We start from the raw sequence: 18,982 nt of genomic DNA on the forward strand, positions 1-18,982 counted from the left end.
GCTTAGGCAAGGTGCCTAAGCCAAGTTTATCTTGCAGCTTTGTAAATTAGTTCAGTTTAACTTTCCAGATAGCTGGACCCGTCTCATGGGCATTCACACCATCTGAATCAACTGCGACAGTGACCGGCATATCCTTTACATCAAACTCATAAATAGCTTCCATACCTAAATCGGCAAAAGCGACAACACGGGAAGTTTTAATCGCTTTCGACACTAAATAGGCAGCGCCACCGACAGCCATCAGGTAAACAGCTTTATTTTTCTTAATAGAAGCGACAGTAGCAGGCCCACGCTCAGCTTTACCTATCATGCCCATCAATCCAGTCTTCTCTAGCATCAGATCGGTAAACTTATCCATACGAGTCGCCGTTGTTGGGCCAGCAGGTCCTACAACTTCACTGCCAACAGGATCAACAGGGCCAACGTAATAGATAAACTTACCTTTAAAGTCTACCCCTTCTGGCAAGCCTTCACCTGACTCAATCAGACTTTGAATACGCTTGTGAGCCGCATCTCGGCCGGTGAGCATCTTGCCATTTAATAGCAGTGTATCACCGCTCTTCCACTGCTCGATCTCAGCTTGAGTGACACTGTTTAGATCAACACGGCGCGTGTTTTCTCCCGCTTCTCGGGTGATCACAGGCCAATCTTCCAGTGATGGCGGCGTCAATACAGCAGGGCCACTTCCGTCAAGGTGAAAATGCACATGACGCGTAGCAGCGCAGTTGGGGATCATCACCACAGGTTTAGATGCCGCATGAGTCGGCGCCGTTTTAATTTTAATATCAAGCACAGTGGTTAATCCACCTAAGCCCTGCGCGCCAATACCGAGTTTATTAGAGCGCTCAAAGATATCTAAACGCATCTTCTCTTCTGTGGTTTCTGCACCTTTAGCTTGAAGCTCATGGATATCGACAGGATCCATTAGAGACTCTTTTGCCATCACAGCGGCTTTTTCAGCGGTACCACCAATACCTATGCCTAGCATTCCCGGTGGGCACCAGCCAGCCCCCATTGTGGGTAACGTTTTCTCAACCCAAGCAGCCACATCATCCGATGGGTTTAACATTGCCATCTTAGACTTATTTTCTGAACCACCACCTTTAGCGGCAATGGCAACTTCAACATGATCGCCAGGTACCATATCGATATGGACAACCGATGGCGTATTATCTTTGGTGTTTTTGCGGCCGCCAGCCGGATCGGCAACGATCGATGCACGAAGTGGATTATCAGGGTTGTTGTAAGCTTGCCTGACACCCTCATCGACCATCTGTTGAACGGTCATATCCGTCTTGTCCCACTTAACGCCCATTCCTACTTTAACGAAACAGGTCACAATCCCGGTATCTTGGCATAAAGGACGTTTCCCCTCAGCCGACATACGTGAGTTGATCAAGATCTGTGCAATTGCATCTTTAGCCGCTGCGCTCTCTTCACGCTCATAAGCCTCAGACATAGCGTCAACGAAATCTTTGGGGTGGTAATATGAGATATATTGTAGGGAATCGGCAACGCTCTCAATAAGATCGGCTTGCTTAATGATGACTTCTTTACTCACAGACTCTTCCTTTTTTATCGGATCTATACCCAAACCACCTCAAAATTCAGGATTCTGCAAATAAAGGCAGTTCGGGTATATTAGGGTGCATTCCAATAGTTTCATTGGCTTACATACTTCTTATAATTTATTGGCCCATGATACCTTCCTCAGACTCTTAGGGAAACATCACACACCAGCTTGTAGATAGTTTTTTTAATTCTAGCCTATGGTTATGGTACCCTACCTAGGTATTTCAAAGGGATCTTCCCATTTTTATTAAGGTTTTTTGATGAGTTGTTCGGCGTCGCATCAACTTGCAGTTCGCAAGTTGACTTGGGATCATACTTCTACAGCACTGTTTTCACATTTTTCAGATCAACCTTGGGCCATGCTATTAGACTCTGCTAACGCCCCTCACGCAGACGCTAAACACGACATCATAGTGTGTGAGCCAGTGGCGACAATCGTTACTGAGTCAGGGTTAAGTAAAGTTAGCCATTATGAGGGCAATCGAGTCAGCCGAGTCGATACTTTCACAATTGATCCCTTCAAGGTTATTAAGCAAAGCCTCAATGATTATTTTCCCACTCCTTTAACAAGCCAGCTGCCATTCTCTGGCGGCGCCCTAGGTAGTTTTAGTTACGATCTGGGCAGACAGATTGAAAAGCTGCCAAATATTGCTCAACGAGATATCGATTTGGCGGAGCTCAATATAGGCCTCTATATGTGGGCGCTTATCTATGACTATCAATCGGCTTGCTGGCTATTAGTTCATTACCAAGGAAAGGACGCGCTACAAAAGCAATTAGTTAAGCTTGAATCTCTACTGAACAAAAATAACAACAAAAAGAATCAAACATTTACTCTCACCAGTGGTTGGCAAAACCAGATCAGCCAAGAGCAATACACAGAGAAGTTTGCTCAGGTGCAGCGTTACCTGCATAGCGGTGATTGCTATCAGATAAACTTGACCCATAGATTCGAAGCCGATTATCAAGGTGATGAATGGCAGGCATATATTGAGCTAAGGAAAACCAACAAGGCCCCCTTCTCTGCATTTATCAGGCTAGAGAACGCCAGTATCTTGTCTATTTCACCGGAGCGCTTTGTGCAGTTAGTGGATAGAGATATACAAACCAAACCGATTAAGGGAACGCGTCCAAGATTCAGTAATCCTGTACAGGACAGTGAGTCAGCCATGGCGCTTTCACTGGCAACAAAAGATCGAGCGGAAAATCTGATGATTGTCGATCTACTGCGCAATGATATCGGTAAGGTGGCACAAGCAGGTTCTGTGAATGTTCCCCACCTGTTTAGTATTGAAAGCTTTCCCGCTGTACATCACCTTGTGAGCACAGTCACAGCAAAGTTAGCACCTCAATATCAGGCAAGTGATCTGCTTAAAGCAACTTTCCCAGGTGGCTCAATCACAGGAGCCCCTAAAATTCGAGCCATGGAGATCATTGAGGAGCTTGAACCTTCAAGGCGTAGCCTATACTGTGGTTCTATCGGTTATATAAGCCAAGATGGCCAAATGGATACCAGTATCACCATTAGAACCTTGGTAGCCCAATCAAATCGGATCTATTGCTGGGCCGGTGGTGGCATAGTTGCCGACTCTGTGGCAGATGAAGAGTATCAAGAAACCTATGACAAGGTGAGTAGAATACTGCCGATTCTGGAGAAGATGTAAGCAGTATTTGATTAGCACAATAAAGAGGGGATGATTTGAATTTAGCAGAGTTAAGAGTGAGGTATAACTTCCAAACTTTAACGGATCTTATCAGTCCCCCAATATCAAGTGAACTTCGTCAAGCAGCAGTGTTAATCGCATTTACTCAAGTAGATAACGACACACACCTTATTTTAACTCGCCGGCCTATGCATCTGCGCAGTCACCCAGGTCAGATAAGCTTTCCAGGAGGTAAAGTAGAAAAGTCAGATAGCAATGACATCGCAACGGCATTAAGGGAAGCTGAGGAGGAGATCGCTTTAAAGATCTCAAATGTTGACATCTTAGGACAACACCCTAAGTATAAAACCTTTACAGGCTTTGAGATCACACCAGTATTTGGGATTGTTAAACAGAGTTTTGTACCAGAGTTGGATCCCGGAGAGGTTGACTACCTGTTTACTATTCCACTTAGCTTCCTACTCGATAAACGTAACCGCAAACATTACCTCTACCGCAGGCATGGTGCGCAATACACAGTGCACTTTATTCAGTACAAACACCATATGATCTGGGGGGCTACAGCTGCCATCATTGAGCAGCTATGCCAGCAGCTCACCCAATGATTTAACCTCTACACCACAAAACGCACATAAAGACCCGCTGCCAACGAAGCGGTCAACAGCAGTGGAATATTAAACCAGTATCCCATCTTACTGTGGTGAGCAAAGTAGTAATTAAAGGCTAAGCTGATAAAACTTATCGCAGCACAGGTCCAGATAACATACTCGAGTTCAATAGTATGAGTCTGATCCCAACCTAGTCGAACTGAAGATCCTTTACTCAAGTAATATCCAACCGCCCTATCAGGCCTCGCTTTATCAAACACAATCAGTGCGTAAACAGCCAAAGACCAGCCACAAACTGATAAAAATGACAATAGGAGTTGAAATATCTTAACTTTTTTCATACAGCCTCCTTAGTAACGGCCTTATATAAAGTATAACAATATGATATTGAGCCGCATCTTTCAGCAACTTATTGCATTTTTTTCTGCTAGAGCCCGGAGTTTTAATCGCTTAACTCCTCTATTTGGGCTGATATATAAACTTTTCTATCATTATTTTTCCAACAAGCTACGAATATCCCTATTTACACTTGAGAAAAGCCGTCAGCAAGGTAATATGAACGTCCGATTTTTTTATATAACGTTTCGTTGGAGAACTAAGCAACAATGAGCATTACATCTGTCGCTTCTGTATTTAAAGGTGATTTTGCGATCGGTTCGCAAGTTACTGTTCGCGGTTGGGTAAGATCCCGTCGAGATTCCAAAGCAGGGATCTCTTTTCTTACCGTTTATGATGGTTCCTGCTTTGACCCTATTCAGGGTGTAGTGCCAAATAGCTTAGCTAATTATAATGACGAAATCTTAAAGCTAACAGCTGGTTGCTCGGTGGTTATGACGGGTGAAGTTGTTGACTCTCCAGGTAAAGGCCAAGCTTTTGAGCTTCAAGTCACTCAGGTTGAAGTCGCTGGTTGGGTTGAAGACCCTGATACTTACCCAATGGCTGCTAAACGTCACTCCATTGAACATCTAAGAGAGCTGGCTCACTTGCGCCCTCGCACCAATATTATTGGTGCTGTTGCCCGTGTACGAAACAGCTTATCCCAGGCTATTCACCGCTTTTACAATGAAGAGGGCTTTATCTGGGTATCTACGCCCCTCATCACTGCATCAGACTGTGAAGGTGCTGGTGAGATGTTCCGCGTTTCAACACTTGATATGGAAAACCTGCCACGCACTGATGAAGGGAAAGTCGATTACAGTGAAGACTTCTTCGGTAAAGAGTCTTTCTTAACCGTATCAGGCCAGCTTAACGCTGAGACTTATGCGAGTGCACTGTCTAAGGTTTATACCTTCGGTCCCACTTTCCGTGCTGAAAACTCTAATACTAGTCGTCACTTAGCTGAATTCTGGATGGTTGAGCCTGAAGTCGCATTCGCAGATCTTGACGATGTAGCAGGCCTTGCTGAGCAGATGCTTAAATTCTGTTTTAAAGCTGTGCTTGAAGAGCGTCGCGATGATCTTGAGTTTTTCGCACAACGCGTTGATAAAACAGTTATCGAACGTTTAGAGTCATTTGTTAACAGTGATTTTGCTCAAGTCGACTACACTGACGCGGTTGAGATCTTAAAGAACTGCGGCAAAAAGTTTGAATACGATGTTGAGTGGGGTATAGATCTACAATCTGAGCATGAGCGCTACCTTGCTGAAGAGCACTTTAAAGCGCCTGTCGTGGTTAAAAACTACCCGAAAGACATTAAAGCCTTCTATATGCGACTCAATAAAGATGGTAAAACCGTTGCAGCAATGGACGTACTTGCTCCAGGCATCGGTGAAATTATCGGTGGTGCCCAACGTGAGGAGCGTTTAGAGGTTCTTGATGCTCGTCTCGAGGAGATGAACCTTAGCAAAGAGGATTACTGGTGGTACAGAGATATGCGCCGCTACGGCACAGTACCACACTCAGGATTCGGTCTAGGTTTTGAGCGCTTGGTATCTTATGTGACTGGTGTTTCCAACATTCGCGATGTGATCCCCTTCCCTCGCGCACCAAAATCAGCAAGCTTCTAACGCAATTGAAAATAAAAAACGCCCTATATGTATATGGGCGTTTTTTTATCTGTTATAAACCAAGCACCCATTATTTTCGATGTTCAAACTCCATTGAGGCTCTTTTAAGGTTTTTCTGAGCCTGATCAAAATAGCTTGGTGAGCGATCAATCGCTTGTTTAAAAAATGCAATCGCTTGCTCATACTGACCTTCAAGCATTAAAAAATACCCCAAGTCATTTAATGCATCAGCAGGAGACATAATATGCTCCAATGTTGATAATGCTCTCAAATATTGACCTTTTTTCACATAAACCAGACCTAAATTGCTCCAGCCCCGGTTAAAGCTAGGATCCTCTTTAACAGCCTGTTTTAAATAGTGCTCAGCCATTGAGATATCACCGCTTAAATAGTATGAGTAACCTAAATTTGTCGTTATTAAGGCTGAGTTGGGCGCTTTTAATCTCGCCAGTTCATAATAACTTCTGGCCTGCTCATGACTATTGTCCAGATCATATAAAATAGCTAAGGCGTTATAGATCCTAAGCGGAGAATCACTGTCCAGTTGATAAAACTCCTCCTTTAACTCGGTTGTTTTTAATTGGGCCAATCGCGCTTGATCTAGTCCCACCGCCATATGTAAATTTTTAGTAGCATCAGCATGTTGCCGCCTTTCCATATTGATTAAACCAAGGCCTGCGTGAGCCATCATCATCAAAGGATCAATCGCTAACGCTTCACTATATGTTTGATAAGCAAGTTGTACGTTTCCTTTTATGCTATGGATCCTAGCAATATGATATAAAACAATGGCATTTTCAGAGTTAAAATCTAATGCTTGAACATAAAGATAAAGTGCTTGATCCAAATGACCTAACCTTTCCTCACCTTTTGCTCTTTCAACCGCCTCCTCTGCAGTTTTTGGCGCACTATCTACCGTAATAGGAAGAGTATTTTGACTATCATAGAGATCAAATCGAGATGATGGGGTTTGATTAACTTCTACAGGTTCCTTTGAAGTTGAAACACAAGCGCCTAAGAACAGTGACAAAAAAATAGAAAAGAAGCGCAACTTTATATCACCACCTTTTTTCACCACCTTAATCATAATCTCTATCCCCTTTTCACTCTTATTGATGTCACTCTTTCACTCAAGACCCATAACATTGATAGTAACTTCCCTAGAATGCTTGTCCCCACACCTTCATGACTTTCAACACGGCAGGGCCAACAGCCACAATAAAAAAAGATGGCCAAATACAGCACATCATTGGAAATATCATTTTAACTGCAAGCTTTGCAGCTTGCTCTTCAGCTTCCTGCAAACGTTTATTTCTATATTCATCAGAAAACACTCTCAAAGTGGCGGCAATTCCGGTTCCTAGCCTAATACTTTGAGAAATAGCTGAGTTCAGCCCCTTAATATCTTCTAATCCAGTTCTATCGACAAACTCACTTAATGCCACTTTTACCGTTAAGCCAGCCCTTACTTTACTGCACACTAAATCCAATTCACTCGCGAGGCAGGGATGACTTATCGCTAACTCTTTAGCTACCCGCTGTAAGGCTGCAAGCAGACCAAGCCCAGCCTCACAACAAACTACTAATAGATCTAACGCATCAGGAAAACCTGTTCTCAATAGCCTCATACGTCGATTTGCTAGCCACTGCAGTACAATAGAGGGTAAAAGGTAAGCGCCACCAATTAAGAGCAGTACAACATACGCACTCACCACTCCTGACATTTCAGGAAACATACTCAACACAAGGATAGAGAGAAAACCCGCAATCAAAAATAAAATCAGTTTGACAGAGCTGAAAATAGCTAATGCATTTTCAGAGTGCAGCCCAGCATGGATCAATAGTCGGCGTGTTTCGTCATTGGAAAGGTTAATGGGAGATTTTTTGGCAACTTGACCAATGCCATGTTCAATCGTCGAATTGACATCCGCTTGAGCTTTGTTGAGCGGCTCATCCTCCTTATTGATGTGTTTTAATCTTTTTCTTAATGGTGAATAAATACCGCTAATAAAGTACGCAACTGAGATAGCAAACGTAACCCCAGCGATTGCAGCTACCACATAAAGGGTCCACCGCACATGCCTAGGATCATCAAATAGAGAACCTAATAAGCTAATTAAATAGTCCATAATCACACATCTATTTTAATTAATTTACTTATCCACCAGCCACCAATTGTCATGCCGATGGCCCCCCACATCAGTAACTTTTGTCCCCCTTCTGTCCCCGTTAGTTCAGACACATAGGAGGGAGTTTGGATATAGATAACGGCAAATAATACAAAAGGTAGTAAGATAAGAATCCAAGCAGATAAACGTCCTTCCGCTGATAAAGTTTTTACTCTGCGCCTAAAAGTAAACCTCTCTCTAATCACACGTGACAAACTCTCAATATTCTCGGCTAAGTTCCCACCCGTTTCTTTTTGAACCATCACAGCGCTGGCAAATGCCATTGCAGACACACTTGGAACCCGCTCGATAAAACCAAGCAACGCTCGCTTTACATCTTTTGAATAGTTAAGGTTTGCAAACATTAAGCGGAACTCTTTGGCTATTGGGCCCTCCATCTCCTCTGTCGAGAGTTTAATGGCATCTGAAAAGGAGTATCCCGCTTGCAAAGCTCGGCGAATAACATCAAGCGCGTCAGGAAAACTTGCCTCTATCAGATCCATCCTTTTGTTTGTGTCTCGGGTCAATTTAAAGTGATACATTATAATTGTCGCTACACAGACGATAGCCGTGATAATAGGTTCATTGGCAAAATACCAAGTAGCCATACCTGTAATGATCGCAGAGAGTAGTGACAATAAAAAAAAGTGATGACCCATCATCCTATAATCAGCCAGCTCCAATCGATAACTTAAATTATCGATAAACTCTACCTTCTCTAAGGCGCGGCCAATTTTTGATATTTTTTTTAGTTTATTCTCCCTTAATAACGAGGTTTCAAGCGCTCTATCATCGGCCTCCTCCGCTAACTTTTTTAACCTCTTGCGAACCAGTGACGTATTAGCACGCTGTGGGCTGTATACAGGCATAAATAGTGCTTGGGAAAGTAAAATCACGGCGATAAAGATTAAGCCAAGAAATATCAACTCATTTGAAAACATAATACGCTCTCTTAGAAATCAGCAAACGGATCACCTGAGTTGAACAGTTCAAAAGGCAGGTCTACCCCATGTTGCTTAAGCTTGTTATGAAAGCCAGGGATAACCCCTGTTGATTCAAACTTGCCTTTAATCTCCCCACTTTCCTGCTTACCCTCACGAACAAATCGGAACAACTCAGACATAGTGATAATCTCGCCCTCCATGCCATTTATTTCCTGAATACTGGTTACCCTACGCCCACCATCTTCAAGCCGTTCTAACTGCACAACCATATCGACTGCTGATGCAATTTGAGTTCTTATGTTACTCACTGGCATATCAAAACCCGCCATACACACCATATACTCAAGCCGTCCAAGTGCATCTCTCGGGCTATTGGCATGTAGCGTCGCTAAGGAACCTTCATGTCCCGTATTCATCGCCGTTAGCATATCCAGCGCTTCACCTCCCCGAACCTCACCAATAACGATTCTGTCGGGTCGCATACGTAAACAATTTTTCACTAGCTCTCTCTGGCTTATCTCACCTTTACCCTCGATATTGGCAGGGCGGGTCTCTAACCTTACTGTATGAGGTTGTTGTAACTGGAGCTCAGCCGAATCCTCAATCGTCACTATCCTTTCATTAGTGGGAATGTAGCCAGATAACATGTTTAGCAAGGTTGTTTTTCCACTACCTGTGCCCCCAGAAACCAGAACATTCAACTTCCCTCTTACTGCGCCCTTCAATAACTCATTCATCTCGGCAGTCATTGAGCCGTAATTAATTAACTGTTCAGCATTGAGCTTATCGACTGTAAAGCGCCGTATTGATAATGCGGGTCCGTCTAATGCAAGTGGTGGGATAATGGCGTTGACTCGAGAACCATCTTCAAGCCTTGCATCAACCATAGGAGATGATTCATCGACTCTGCGGCCAACTGTAGAGACAATACGGTCAATGATATTAAGCAGGTGTGCATTACTATGGAACTTTATAGCCACAGGCTCCAGCTTGCCCCGCCTCTCTACATATACTCGATCATAGGAGTTAATTAAAATATCTGAAATACTTGGATCTGCCAGCAAGATCTCAAGCGGGCCTAAACCTAGTACCTCATCATTGATCAATTTAATAAGCTTTTGTCTAGAGGAGAGACTGACCGGCAGGTGAAGATCATTGATAAGTTTCTCGCAAATTTCATTTATTTGGATCTTTGCAGCCTCTTTTGAAACGGTCTCGATAAGAGAGAGATCCATAACATTAAGTAGCTTATTATAAAGCTCCTCTTTAAGGTGTAACTCTTCAACCGACAAAGGTTTAAACTCATCACGTTCATCTTGCTCAATAAAAGACATAATTATTTACCCAATATTCGATTCCAAAACCCTTTAGGCTGGCTTTTCGTCTCTTTTAACTTAGGAAAAAAATGTTCAGTTAACTTGTTTAGATCCAATAAAACCTGTTCACGTTTGGCTACCTGAGTAATGGGTGTACCAAGATCTATACATTGACTCGCCAATTTAAAATCATTAGCAATAACAAAAACAGAACTGATGCCTGTGGTCTCTTTAATATCTTTTAGGTTAATCCCTGAACTTGTTTTCTGGTAACGATTAACCACCAGATGTATCTTTTCTCTATTAATCCCCATGAAATGGATCAACTGATTGACTATCGCCTTGCTTTCGCGAATGCTCATTACATCTTGCTGCAAAACAATTAAAACATCTGCATTGGTCAATATGTCGGCATTCCATCTTTCAGGGCCTCTAGAGAGATCTATCACCACTTGATCATAAAACTGACGACACTTTAAAAGCAGTTCATTAGTATTTCTCAATTCAATATTTGCTGGAGAGTTAAGCATGGCAAAGGGTTTTGCAGCTAAAAGGTGTAGGTGACCTGCATTAGTCATTGCCCCTTTTAGGGCCACTTCATCTAAGGAATCTAGCTCTTGGATAGCGTCGGTAATAAAATAGGTTGGCTCTAGACCTAACATATGAGCTAATGTGCCCTGTAACATGTCGGTATCGAGTAAAGAAACCTCTCCCTCATCTCGTTCTGAAGCAATGACAGCAATGCTGGTGGAGATAAAACTTGCTCCCGATCCTCCTTTACCATTAATCACTGCAAGTACTGGTGCTAAATGTGCATCACTTGCAAGTTTTACCGCGATTTTTTCTAGGGATTGAATAAGAACATCGCCATCCTCTTCAGTAGGTATAAAGTCACTGACTCCCTGTTGAAATGCTAAACGTAAGACACTCTGAGGAGTGTTCTCACCCAAAATCACAATGTCCACTTCGTAGGTTGCAGCTAACTTTAATGCATCAACAGCCTGCTGCTCATCATTGGGTAAGATCAACAAAACCAAATTATAGGGTCTTGCACGATTTGTGTTTGCCGTAAAGGGGTTAAGGGAATTGATGCTATCCCATGACAGGTTAAGGCAGTTATCTAGTCGAACTTCAATATGGGAGATATTAATACGCTGGCTATTAATCAGTAATGCATGAACTGGGTAAGGCAAAATGCTGTTGGCTTTTTGCTCAACAGCACCTACAAGTTTTCTAGTCTCTGTTTCATTCTCATTCGACACTAGTAGCTCCAGCGACTTATCCATTACCTTAACCTTCTAAAGATAAAACTCCTTTTAATTACTATAGTAAGGATTTGAACAGAAGATCATTTAAATACAGTCGATGTAACCCGAACCAGAGTCATCTTCGTCCACATGATAGACGCCTAAACTTTCTCTCGGCAGGTAGGTTGCAAAAGTAGGCGAGTTTATCAACCTATAAAGCCCCGGCACTAAAAACTCATGTTGATAATTGATGATTTCAGCTTTAACGAACACAATGTCGACACCAGAAGCGGCATCTCCTGATTTATCTAGGTAACTTATCGCTAAATTTGACTCGGTAAAGTTAGGGAGCAAGTTCTCTCCATAAAAAAGTGCCATATTTTTTATGTCTGTATCATCTGTTTGACAGACGACAGCAAGCCTTGCAGCTCTTCTAGAGGCCTCATTTAACACACTAAATGTATACATCATGCGACCAATCTCAATAACCGCAAAAAGTAGGACTAAAAATAGCCCTGCGACTATCGCAAACTCAACCGCGTAGACCCCATGTTGACGTTTCACAATGCCCTCAGGGTGTAACTAACGTTAAAGTTAAAACTTAAGTCACTTGAACTACCTAAACCAAAACCAGATACACGTTCACCAAATAAAGGCTGCCAATCATAATCAACTGAAATCGTCACCGTCTTTGTTCCTGAATCACCAGATACGATAACATTGCTCTCATCAATCCCCCTTAGCAGAGGCACAGAGCCATCAAGCTCACCGTAGCTCAAAAGCTCTCTCATCTCTTCGATGCAGTCGTTACAGATATCGTCACATGATGGTTCTGCATTGGTATCGCAACCATTAGCAATACTTTCCGGTAACACACCTGTGGTATTACGCATCACAGTGATTGATAAATAGCGACCAGCATCTCTAACCATTCGAGTTAACTGACCATATTGATAAAGGGCACGACCTAACTCAGCGGTAATAAACACAAGCAGTAATAATACTGGCAACAAAATAGTAAACTCAATTGCAGCAACCCCTTTTTGATAAGAATAAGACATTATTCACTCCTATGAATCCGGACTATCTGGATCTCGATAGAGGACAATAGTTGAACTATTGCTGACAAAGCTAGGGTCTAGCGAGGCTGTCCCAGTATTGACGCAGCTAGTAACAAACTCGCCAATAACATGAGCAATATTGCCTTGCTGACTAACGGTTTGAGAAAGGAAAAAACATCCTGTTCCTAATGCTGTAATGGTATTTGAACCATTAGTTAAACCATCACAAAGCCCTATCACCACAGGGAGCTCACGACGTCCCGTTGCGGCGATTAAATCATCTGTTGTAACATCCCCAATATTGCAATGAGAAGATGCCCCATCCTCTCCATTGATATACTCATCATACGTATACTCTGATTTACTCGGGTTACTAAATGGAATAATGTTGCCATCGCTATCAACTTCAACCCTATCCCCTTCACAGCTATTAAAATCACGGGGAAACTCATCCAAGCTCACTCCACCACCACTATACTGCCCAAAGCGAGTATTTAGTCCTTGAACAACGGGGCCAACACTTCCACCAGGTTCAGTCACAACATCATCACCAGGTCCAACACACTCTCCGTGATTAAACTCACCAGCAAGTGCTCTTCGAATGTCAGAAGCACCTGAACCGTCATAAAGTCGTAGTAACTGAAAATTCCCAGGTCCAATCGAACTACCTTGATTAGCGCCAACTTTCATGACATAAAGTGATTCAGGAACTAAGCCAAAATTATCCGTAGAATCATCATTGACAGCACAAACCATCATAGGCACAACTTTATTCATGCAAGCAATATCAGTGCTTTTGCCAGCGACGGCAGATGCTCTTACTTGTTTATTAAAATTAACTATCTGGGCTAAAAAGTTATTCAAACTTACGGACTCCACTCTAACGCGCACATATTCACTTCCCTCATCTAAAATAGGGTTAAAGGGATCTGGCCACTGTGAAAATTCAATAAAGATATTTGAGGTTATTTGAGCCTGATTAAAATCGGGGGAGGTTTGATCAATCCCAACACTGAGTTCACTGTTTTCATTAAAATCTAGATTTTGAAATAATATCGATGTGGCAGCCTCTCGGGCCTCATAGAGAGTTCCACCATCTTGCACTACTTTTGCCGCATATAGAGCCGATGCATCAACAGCATTTTGCAAACGACCTTTATTAAGCAACAAATGTCCTCCATCTAAGGCAAGTGCTGCAACAACCAGTAATGAGAACAAGCCAATAGTGAACATCACGAGGATGGCACCAGTCTGCCTACCTAGTGATAAATATTTTCTAGAGCCTTTATCAATGGAAAGACACATTTACTATCCTATTAGCGTTAGCGGTAACCAACTAAGGGCCGAAAGACTACTTGCCAACCTTCATTGACATAGTTCCACTTGCTTTGCTTGGCTCTACGCTACTTTCTCTATAAGTTTTCATCACTTTTTCACCGTACTTTCCATTTAATACTCCAACAACCCCCTCATTTCGCTCTGGCGCATCAGGATCTAAGACCTGCATAGCCTTTACCTGCTGATAACTCTCTCCTATTGGAAAGTCATTAACTTGTGCACAAGAAGATAACAAGAAAAGTGAAGTAATGAGACTCACATTAACAAAGCCCATAAACGACAACCCATTATTTTTCATAGCATGACCTCTGACTATTAAAGCGAATGCCCGTACTTTTGTTGAGTTCCAGTGTTACCTGCTTGGGGATCTGATTCGATAACCTCATAGGGATCCTCCCCTGTATTCTCTTTACTCTTTTTATGCGACATCTTACCTAAGAGGTAAAACTCCAGATCTGATGGGGGGACAAAGTCATCGGTAGGAAGTGAGATCCGCTCTCTATTAAATGGCCTAACTAGCCTAGGAGTCACAAGAATAACAAGTTCACTTTGGCCGCTTTTAAAGCTTTTGCTAGTAAACAGCTGGCCTAAAATAGGGATATCACCTAACCCGGGCAGTTTATCGATATTCTCTCTTAAGGTATCGCTAATCAGACCACTAATGGCAATAGTCTGTCCATCAGCAAGTTCAACCGTGGTAGATGTGGTTCTTTTTACTATTGACGGGACAATTAAAGAGGTCGACGTTCCACCACCAGTCAGTGTCACAGAGTTGGCATTACTGACTTCACTTACCATGACATTCAAATTCAGGTTTATCTGGCCAGAATCAAGAACAGATGGAACAAACTTGACGCCAACACCAAAATCTCGATACTGAATAGTTGTTGATCCATTTGTCCCAGGCACAGGAATGGGGAACTCTCCACCCGATAAAAATTCAGCGACCTGCCCACTCATTGCAGTGACATTGGGCTCAGCTAAGACTTTAGCCAAACCATTTTGCTTAGCGACATCCAATGCGAAGTTCATCAGCAGGTTATCATTTAAGTATTGTGCAAAAAAACCTCTATTATTAATTGCTGCTGAAGGATCAAGATCAAAGCCTGTCCCACCAGCCGCACCTAAGAATCCCTTGTCACCTTGATTAAAAATAAAAAACTTAGAATCAAACTGACGAGCAACTTCCCTTTGAACTTCAGCGATAACAACCTCAAGCATCACTTGATGATCTCCGCCAACAGTCATCATATTAAGCACAGAGCTGTTAACTTTATTGACAGAGGCTGCATCGGCATAGGCTTGGGCAAGTTCAACTGCCGTATTCATTTTATGAAGGTTAGAAGCCTGTCCACTGATCAATAGCTGACCTTGAGAGGTTTGTACACCGAGCTTCTCGCCAGGTAAGAACTCATGTAATCGTAACTTTAACCCATTAAGATCATGAGTAACCTCAATATCAATCACATCCACTAAGTGCTCATCCGCATCCCAAATCATGATATTTGTGCTACCTAGCTTCTTACCTAGAATATACAGTTCATTATTAGGAAGTAACTTGATATCCCCGATGTTGGGGTTTCCAACTGATACTCTATGAATTGATCTGCCTAGGTCTAACACTCTCGATTTAAAAATGGGAATAAGGGTGACGTCTCTAGACACGCCTGTAGGTCCACCTGCATTAGCGCTCTGGAGAATAATGGTTGAACACAAAGCTAATAAACAGCATGCAATCCTAACCGCTTGGGTTAATATTGGTGGCATGGTTCACTCCTTAAAATGACTTGAGTTACTCTTGTTTAGCAAACTAGGTTAATTGCTCACTTTAATTTCTTGCTCTTGAGTTCCCTTCAGCAGGTATACTTTAGATCTGCTCTGTACAATGACTTTGTTCTCGTTTTGATTCACATTTTCTACAGATTTTGGTGTGATTGACTCTTGATGACGACTCGTTTCACTGGCGGGTTTATTGATTAAAGCTAATTCTACCGCGACCTCATCATTCGGGTTTCTTAATGCCAACTGTAACTGCCCTCTTCCTTTTGCAATCATAAGAATTTCTGCTTGATCTAGATTCAACTCGAGTGTGACAGCTCTAACCAATTTGGGTTTATTTTCATCATTCGATGCCCGTTGATCTATTGCTAGTATTTTAACATTGGCCAGTACCACATCCGTCTGTAGCCTTCCGCTTTTTTTAAATAAATTCAGCACATCAACTCGATTACCTGGTAACAAAAAACCAGCAACACCAACCACATCGTTGACCCTAATTGTAACCGCCCGCATTTGAGGCGAGATTAAGCTTGCCAAGGTACTTCCTGCCCCTTTTATTGTTATCCTCTCGCTGCGCAACACCTCTCCAGGATATAGGTTCTGATTAACGACCATTCCTTCAGCTTCCTCAAAAGTTTTAATGGCAGTTTTAGGAATAATTGAATCTGGAAGAGGAGTAAGCTTAAGGTGTTTCTTCTCAATGATGGTACCTAGGGGCACTAACGTAGCAACAGTAATGACATTTGAAGAGGCTACTGTCGTTGTTGGTTCAGTATTGCTTTCTAGCCAACTCTGGGCCAAAAATACCGCTGCCACACCAAAAATGAGTGACAATAAAATAAATAATATGGTTCTATTGTTCACGTGATGCTCCTTAGTCGCTATGGAGTTGAGCTATACGAAATAGATAGACCAAGCTTCAGCAATTAAAGCCTTCGTTACTTCGGGTTTAAGCTGCATAAAACTCATTTGATCAGACATTATTCCTAGTAGATCTCTTGGGTAACAGGGAATTAAAGGCTTTTCAAACAACAGATGATAATCATTTATTAGATGTCTAAACATCTCTTCACTGCATGAGAGCCCTTTCTCTGCGCACACTTGGAACCATATTTTTCGATATAAAGGTTCATCTAGTGCATCAAAATGGATCTTGTATCCGAGTCGACGTAAAAAGGCATCATCAACTAGCTCATTAGGATTTAGATTAGTTGAAAAAAGCAATATTAGCTCAAATGGGATCTCAAAATGTTCGCCAGATTGAAGTGCTAGAAAATCCCGCCTCTCCTCCATTGGAATAATCCAACGGTTAAAAAGTTCTTTTGCTGTAATGCGCTGACGACCAAGATCATCTAGTAACAAGATGCCATTATTAGCCTTCAGTTGTATCGGAGCCATATAGGTCCTGCTATGAGTATCAAACTGAACTTCAAGCATATCAGCAGTTAGCTCTCCACCAGTCACTCGTAAAGGGCGTTTACACTCTATCCATCGAGGATCATGGCCATTCAATAGATCCAATGCTCCCCCGTTATTTGAAGCTTCAACACGGTAATGAAGCTGAGGATCAAAAACTTGAATGATCTCATTTCCAATTGAAATGGCATAAGGGATCAACACAGAATCACCTAAAGAGAGGTTTAGATTACGGCATAAATAACTCTTCCCCGTCCCAGGGGGACCATAAATTAGTACTGGCCTACTTGAATTAAGTGCAGGTCCAATCTTATGCAATAGGTCATTAGGTAGTACTAAAGAGGACAGGCCATTTTGCAACATCTCAAATGTAATAGAGTTTCTTCTACTTGACTGCTTCTGGCATACTGCAGAATATTGCGCCAGTGGAATAGGAACTAGGCCTCGATACCCACTTCTTGCCAACGCTTGCTTTGCTGACTCTTCACCGTTTTGGCTCAACGCATAGCGCATCTGTCCATCAGGGCTCGACTGCCTGTTCTCAACCCATGCAAGCTGTTTAGCTGAATCCAAAAGCTGTTGAATAATGCCACCAGAGATCCCCATATGGGTCACAAGATCAGCCTTAGTAACCACCCCTCCAGCGAAAAGATGCTTTAGCATTAAATCCAATAGCAGCGTTTCCTGCACACCCGTATCTTCAATACTCTTAGGCCTAGGTGCGATCTCAATACAGGATAGATGATTTGTTGGTAGCTCTTTGACCTTATCCGCAGTGCTTAACCTGAGCATACTAAGTCACTCCCATTAAGAGATGTTGATGCCAGAGCTGGTAAAGATTGATAACGTTTTGATCTAAAGCACAGGCACAGAGCCAACCTAAGGCTAATGCAGGTGCATAGGGAACTTTTTGCCCAGCAGCTTCATCGGGATCAGGTTTGAAATAGCTTCTCAAATAGAAACATTGCCAATATCGAATAATGGTTTTTTTGATGCCATGCACGCCGGTTTTCCATAGGGTAAGCAATACTGTCGTGCCAACCCCAGCAACGATGCCGTAAAGTAGGCTGGAAAATAGCAGTTCAGGCCCCATCAAGGTACCAATTCCCATCATTAACTTGATATCACCTGCGCCTAAAACACGGATAAGAAAGGTAGGAAACAGAACAACAAATGCGAGGGCAAGGCCTAAAAAAGCCATTAATAAGCCAGCAAGTTGTGCATAGAATGAGTTAATGGCAAAACCACTAAAAATCGCCAACAAGGACAGGATGTTGGGGATTTTTTCTTTATATAGATCAATACCAATAGCCGCAATAAAGAAGAGGCCTGAGAGTAACAACTGAACGGTTAATTGGTTTTCAGCCATAATGACCTCAAGTTTATTGCCTATGAAATTAACCTCTTAGAGATATATGCCCTAGGAACCCGCACAGTTAGCGCTAGAACCATTCACAGCCGATGCCAGACAGTCCAGTTGACCTGTCGCGTTTTCTCCTAACTGATTAAATGCCGCTATCATTCCCCCCACAACTAAACCACCTGCTATCGCGTACTCTACAGCGGTTAAACCGCTTTCATCTTCAATAAAATCATTCAACGCTTGCTTTATATTCATAATTCCTCTCCTCTACTTAGCTAAGTTATGAACACCGCCCTAGATAGTGATCACTATTAACCATTTAAAACATAAGTAGAGCCCAGCACATACAGAGTTGGACTCTATCTCTAACATTAAAAATAGCAAAGACAGTTACCTTCTAGGATACTGAAGAAATAACACGACTAGCCATTAACATACTTAGCGACCACAGAGTATGAAAGCGACATAAAAGCTTATAAAAGTGAGAAATTCAACAGGAG

19 protein-coding genes are annotated in these 18,982 nt (G+C 42.4%); 3 read left to right on the forward strand and 16 right to left on the reverse strand.

Annotated elements, in window-relative coordinates; all coding sequences use genetic code 11:
• Positions 1-46: 46 nt before the first annotated feature.
• Entirely contained in the window at positions 47-1,561 is a 1,515-nt protein-coding gene (locus K0625_RS13625; RefSeq protein ID WP_220110195.1) for a fumarate hydratase, read from the reverse strand.
• Positions 1,562-1,832: 271 nt separating this feature from the next.
• On the opposite strand from K0625_RS13625, the gene pabB reads away from it, so the two are divergent.
• Together pabB and K0625_RS13635 are read left to right on the forward strand one after the other, a co-directional pair.
• Complete coding sequence (gene pabB / locus K0625_RS13630; protein WP_220110196.1) at positions 1,833-3,236, forward strand: aminodeoxychorismate synthase component I; 1,404 nt, start codon at positions 1,833-1,835, stop codon at positions 3,234-3,236.
• Between the two features lie 35 nt (positions 3,237-3,271).
• On the forward strand, positions 3,272-3,841 hold the full coding sequence (locus K0625_RS13635; protein ID WP_220110197.1) for a CoA pyrophosphatase: 570 nt from the start codon (positions 3,272-3,274) through the stop codon (positions 3,839-3,841).
• 8 nt (positions 3,842-3,849) lie between these two features.
• On the opposite strand, the gene K0625_RS13640 is transcribed toward K0625_RS13635, so the two are convergent.
• Positions 3,850-4,185 carry a hypothetical protein gene (locus K0625_RS13640; protein ID WP_012324849.1) on the reverse strand — a complete coding sequence of 112 codons (336 nt, stop codon included), beginning with the start codon at positions 4,183-4,185 and terminating at the stop codon, positions 3,850-3,852.
• Between the two features lie 264 nt (positions 4,186-4,449).
• Here K0625_RS13640 and asnS point away from each other — a divergent pair, with 264 nt between their 5' ends.
• Positions 4,450-5,850 carry an asparagine--tRNA ligase gene (gene asnS, locus K0625_RS13645; protein ID WP_220110198.1) on the forward strand — a complete coding sequence of 467 codons (1,401 nt, stop codon included), beginning with the start codon at positions 4,450-4,452 and terminating at the stop codon, positions 5,848-5,850.
• 70 nt (positions 5,851-5,920) lie between these two features.
• On the opposite strand, the gene K0625_RS13650 is transcribed toward asnS, so the two are convergent.
• From K0625_RS13650 to K0625_RS13715, 14 genes are all read right to left on the reverse strand, one after another.
• On the reverse strand, positions 5,921-6,937 hold the full coding sequence (locus K0625_RS13650; RefSeq protein WP_220110199.1) for a tetratricopeptide repeat protein: 1,017 nt from the start codon (positions 6,935-6,937) through the stop codon (positions 5,921-5,923).
• Between the two features lie 73 nt (positions 6,938-7,010).
• The gene (locus K0625_RS13655) at positions 7,011-7,979 is read right to left on the reverse strand and encodes a type II secretion system F family protein (RefSeq protein WP_220110200.1); all 969 of its coding nucleotides are present in this window, start codon (positions 7,977-7,979) and stop codon (positions 7,011-7,013) included.
• Positions 7,980-7,981: 2 nt separating this feature from the next.
• On the reverse strand, positions 7,982-8,959 hold the full coding sequence (locus K0625_RS13660) for a type II secretion system F family protein (protein ID WP_220110201.1): 978 nt from the start codon (positions 8,957-8,959) through the stop codon (positions 7,982-7,984).
• A gap of 11 nt (positions 8,960-8,970) precedes the next feature.
• The gene (locus K0625_RS13665; protein WP_220110202.1) at positions 8,971-10,296 is read right to left on the reverse strand and encodes a TadA family conjugal transfer-associated ATPase; all 1,326 of its coding nucleotides are present in this window, start codon (positions 10,294-10,296) and stop codon (positions 8,971-8,973) included.
• Positions 10,297-10,298: 2 nt separating this feature from the next.
• The gene (locus K0625_RS13670) at positions 10,299-11,564 is read right to left on the reverse strand and encodes a CpaE/TadZ family protein (protein ID WP_220110203.1); all 1,266 of its coding nucleotides are present in this window, start codon (positions 11,562-11,564) and stop codon (positions 10,299-10,301) included.
• A gap of 66 nt (positions 11,565-11,630) precedes the next feature.
• Positions 11,631-12,089 (reverse strand): TadE/TadG family type IV pilus assembly protein, encoded by a 459-nt coding sequence (locus K0625_RS13675; protein WP_220110204.1) that lies wholly within the window; start codon positions 12,087-12,089, stop codon positions 11,631-11,633.
• Entirely contained in the window at positions 12,086-12,586 is a 501-nt protein-coding gene (locus K0625_RS13680; RefSeq protein WP_220110205.1) for a TadE family protein, read from the reverse strand. The genes K0625_RS13675 and K0625_RS13680 overlap by 4 nt, the downstream gene beginning before the upstream one ends.
• A gap of 9 nt (positions 12,587-12,595) precedes the next feature.
• Positions 12,596-13,891, reverse strand: a complete 1,296-nt coding sequence (locus tag K0625_RS13685; protein ID WP_220110206.1) for a TadE/TadG family type IV pilus assembly protein — start codon at positions 13,889-13,891, stop codon at positions 12,596-12,598.
• Between the two features lie 46 nt (positions 13,892-13,937).
• Positions 13,938-14,222 (reverse strand): hypothetical protein, encoded by a 285-nt coding sequence (locus K0625_RS13690; protein ID WP_220110207.1) that lies wholly within the window; start codon positions 14,220-14,222, stop codon positions 13,938-13,940.
• 17 nt (positions 14,223-14,239) lie between these two features.
• Positions 14,240-15,691, reverse strand: a complete 1,452-nt coding sequence (locus K0625_RS13695; RefSeq protein WP_220110208.1) for a type II and III secretion system protein family protein — start codon at positions 15,689-15,691, stop codon at positions 14,240-14,242.
• 48 nt (positions 15,692-15,739) lie between these two features.
• Complete coding sequence (gene cpaB, locus K0625_RS13700; RefSeq protein WP_220110209.1) at positions 15,740-16,567, reverse strand: Flp pilus assembly protein CpaB; 828 nt, start codon at positions 16,565-16,567, stop codon at positions 15,740-15,742.
• A 30-nt stretch (positions 16,568-16,597) separates the two neighbouring features.
• Positions 16,598-17,911, reverse strand: coding sequence for a DUF8689 domain-containing protein (locus K0625_RS13705; RefSeq protein WP_220110210.1), 1,314 nt, complete (start codon positions 17,909-17,911; stop codon positions 16,598-16,600).
• A 1-nt stretch (position 17,912) separates the two neighbouring features.
• Positions 17,913-18,488, reverse strand: coding sequence for an A24 family peptidase (locus K0625_RS13710; RefSeq protein WP_220110211.1), 576 nt, complete (start codon positions 18,486-18,488; stop codon positions 17,913-17,915).
• A gap of 51 nt (positions 18,489-18,539) precedes the next feature.
• The gene (locus K0625_RS13715; protein WP_220110212.1) at positions 18,540-18,737 is read right to left on the reverse strand and encodes a Flp family type IVb pilin; all 198 of its coding nucleotides are present in this window, start codon (positions 18,735-18,737) and stop codon (positions 18,540-18,542) included.
• Positions 18,738-18,982 lie beyond the last annotated feature (245 nt).

The organism is Shewanella nanhaiensis (assembly GCF_019457885.1).
In the GTDB taxonomy this organism is placed as follows: Bacteria; Pseudomonadota; Gammaproteobacteria; order Enterobacterales; family Shewanellaceae; genus Shewanella; species Shewanella nanhaiensis.